This is a genomic window from Lysobacter enzymogenes, from assembly GCF_017168095.1.
GTDB classification, from domain to species: domain Bacteria; phylum Pseudomonadota; class Gammaproteobacteria; order Xanthomonadales; family Xanthomonadaceae; genus Lysobacter; species Lysobacter enzymogenes_D.
On the sequence record NZ_LXSD01000333.1, the window covers coordinates 1 to 2994 of the forward strand.

Genomic DNA, 2994 nt, shown 5'->3' on the forward strand with positions numbered 1-2994 from the left:
GCTCGCCGCCGCTGCCGCGCTGATGCTCGCGCTGTGCGCGCTGCCGGCCGCCGCGGGCCTGCCGGAAACGCCGCGGCCGCGCCAGCTCACCGTCGCCGACGGCTTGCCGTCGAACACCATCAACCGCATCGCCGAAGACCGCCACGGCTATCTGTGGATCGCCACCAGCGAAGGGCTGGCGCGCTACGACGGCACCGGCTACCGGGTCTGGCAGCGCGAGCAGGGCCTGCGCGACAACTTCCTGTGGGCGGTGCACGTGGACGCGCGCAACCGGGTCTGGGTCGGCACCGCCCAGGCCGGGCTGGCGATGCTCGACCCGCAGCGCAAGCGCTGGACCTATTTCGACCGCGCCAACACCCCGGCGCTGGCCGACGACTGCGTGTGGTCGATCGCCTCCACCCCCGACGGCGCGCTGTGGTTCGGCACTGAGCGCGGCGGCCTCTACCGCATGGACGCCGACGGCGAACTGCAGCGCTTCATGCCGCGCGCCGGCGACCCGCGCAGCCTGCCCAGCGAAGGCGTGGTCAACCTCGCCGTCGCGCCCGACGGCGCGCTGTGGATCGCCACCCTGGCCGGCGCCGCGCGCTGGACCGGCCACGATTTCGAACGCGTGCCGGCTGGCGCGCTGAAGTCCGACATCGTCAATTCCATCGCCTTCGAACGCGACGGCACCGCCTGGTTCGGCACGCCCGGCGGCGCCGGCATGCGCCGGCCCGACGGGCGCTACCAGGCCGAGCCCTGGGCCGGCTTCGCGCCCAGGCTCAAGGTGATCGACGTGCTGCGCCGCGACCGCACCGGCCAGTACTGGTTCGACCTGCCGCAGGGGCTGGGCGTGGGCGGGCCGGACGGCATCGAGGTGGTGCCGTTGTTCAGCGCCACCAGCCAGGGCCTGGTGCGGCCGAGCTGGTCGGGCGCCTACGAGGACCGCGAAGGCGGCCTGTGGTTCGCCAGCAACGGCCACGGCTTGTGGTATCTGCCGCCGAACTGGCGCCAGTTCTCGGTGCTGACCCGGCGCGTGGACGATCCGCGCTCGATCGCCAACGGCCACGTGCGCGGGATCGCGGCCGCCGCCGACGGCGACATGTGGCTGGTCGGCAGCGGCGGCGTGCTCGACAAGCTCGATCCGGAGACCGGCCAGGTCGTGCATTTCGCCAAGGACTTCAGCGGCGGCATCGCCCTGGACCGGGTCCTCGCCGATCGCCGCGGCCGGGTCTGGGTGAGCTTTTACGGCGGCCTGGCGCGGATCGATGCGGCCACGCGCGCGGTGCGCACCTGGCACCGCGGCGACGGACGCGACGCCAGCATCACCGGCACGGTCGAACTGGTCGAAGGCGACGGTCTGGTCTGGCTGATCGGCAGCGACGGCGACGTGCAGGCGCGCGACGACGAAGGCGCGGTGCGCGAAGCGCTGCGCTTCGGCGAACGCGGCCTGCCGCGCGACCTGTCCGCGCCGGTGACCGGAACCGGCCCCGACGGCGCGCTGTGGCTGGCCGGCGACGGCCTGTGGCGCTGGGACCGCGCGCAGCGGCGCTTCCTCGATGTGCCGGGAATCGGCCACGGCCGGACCGTGCAGAGCTTCGCGTTCGAACCGCGTCCCGCCGCGGGCGCGCGCCGCGCGCGCCTGTGGATCGGCGGCTTCGGCACGCTGGAGGCGTACGACTGGGACGGCCGGCGGCTGCAGCGCGCGTTCGGCCTGGGCGCGCCGGACGGGCTGCCGGCGACCGAGATGCGCGGGATCAGCGTCGATGCCGCCGGCCTGGTGTGGATCACCAGCAAGCGCGGCCTGGTGCGGGTCGATCCGGTCGCGCGCTCGGCGCGGGTGTACGGGGTCAAGGACGGCCTGCCGAGCCAGGAATTCAACCACGCGCCGGTGCCGCGCCCCGGCGACGGGCGCCTGCTGATCGGCAGTCCCGAAGGCCTGGTGCTATTCGATCCGGCGGTGGTGCGGCCCAGCCGCGAGGCGCCGACGCTGATCGTGGAAAGCATCGAGGTGCGCCGCGGCAGCCGCAAGGTCGCGTTTCCGACCGACGAGGCCGATCCGGGCCGGGCGCTGCCGGGCAAGGTGCCGGCGGTGACCATGGCCGACGGCGACCGCGACCTGCGCGTGGTCGCGCGGCTGCTGTCGTTCAACAATTCGCAGAGCAACCGTTATCGCTTCCGCCTGAGCCGCTTCGATCCGGGCTGGGTCGACGTCGGCGCCAGCGGCGAGCGCGTGTTCTCGCAGCTCTCGCCCGGCGACTACCGCCTGCAGGTGATGGCCAAGACCGCCGACAACGTGTGGACGCCGCCGCTGACGATCGCGTTGCACGTGGATTCGCCGTGGTGGTGGAGCTGGTGGGCGGTGCTGGGCGCGCTGGCGCTGCTGGCGCTGGTGCTGGCGTGGATCCTGATGGCGCACCGCAACCGCCTGCAACGGCGGCTGGCGTGGCAGCGCGCCGAGCACGAGCGCGAAGTGGCCAAGCAGGCCTCGCTGGCGAAGACCCGGTTCCTGGCGACGCTGGGGCACGAGGTGCGCACGCCGATGACCGGCGTGCTGGGGATGAGCGAGCTGTTGCTGGATACGCCGCTGGACCAGAAGCAGCGCGGCTATACCGAATCGATCCGCCGCGCCGGCGAACACCTCTTGCGTTTGGTCAACGACGCGCTCGACCTGGCCCGGATCGAATCGGGCAAGCTCGAACTCGCGCACGAACCGTTCGACGTTCGCGCATTGGTCGCGCAAGCCGCCGACCTGATGCGGCCGCTGGCGCAGCAGCGCGGCCTGCGCTTCGACGTGGACGTGGCCGCCGATGCGCCGCGCGGCTTGCGCGGCGACAGCAGCCGGGTCTGCCAGGTGCTGCTGAACCTGCTCGGCAATGCGATCAAGTTCACCGACGTCGGCGCGGTGAGCCTGCGCGTGCAGCGGTTGACCCCGCAGGGCGTGCGCTTCGAAGTCAGCGACACCGGCCCGGGCCTCAACGAAGAACAGAAGCAGCGCCTGTTCCGCCGCTTCGA

Annotated in this window: 1 protein-coding gene; it reads left to right on the forward strand. The window is 72.9% G+C overall.

All coding sequences use genetic code 11. From position 1 onward, the window contains the following. A partial coding sequence (locus tag A7A76_RS11860; RefSeq protein ID WP_206411379.1) for a ligand-binding sensor domain-containing protein occupies positions 1-2994 on the forward strand: 2994 nt, incomplete at both ends.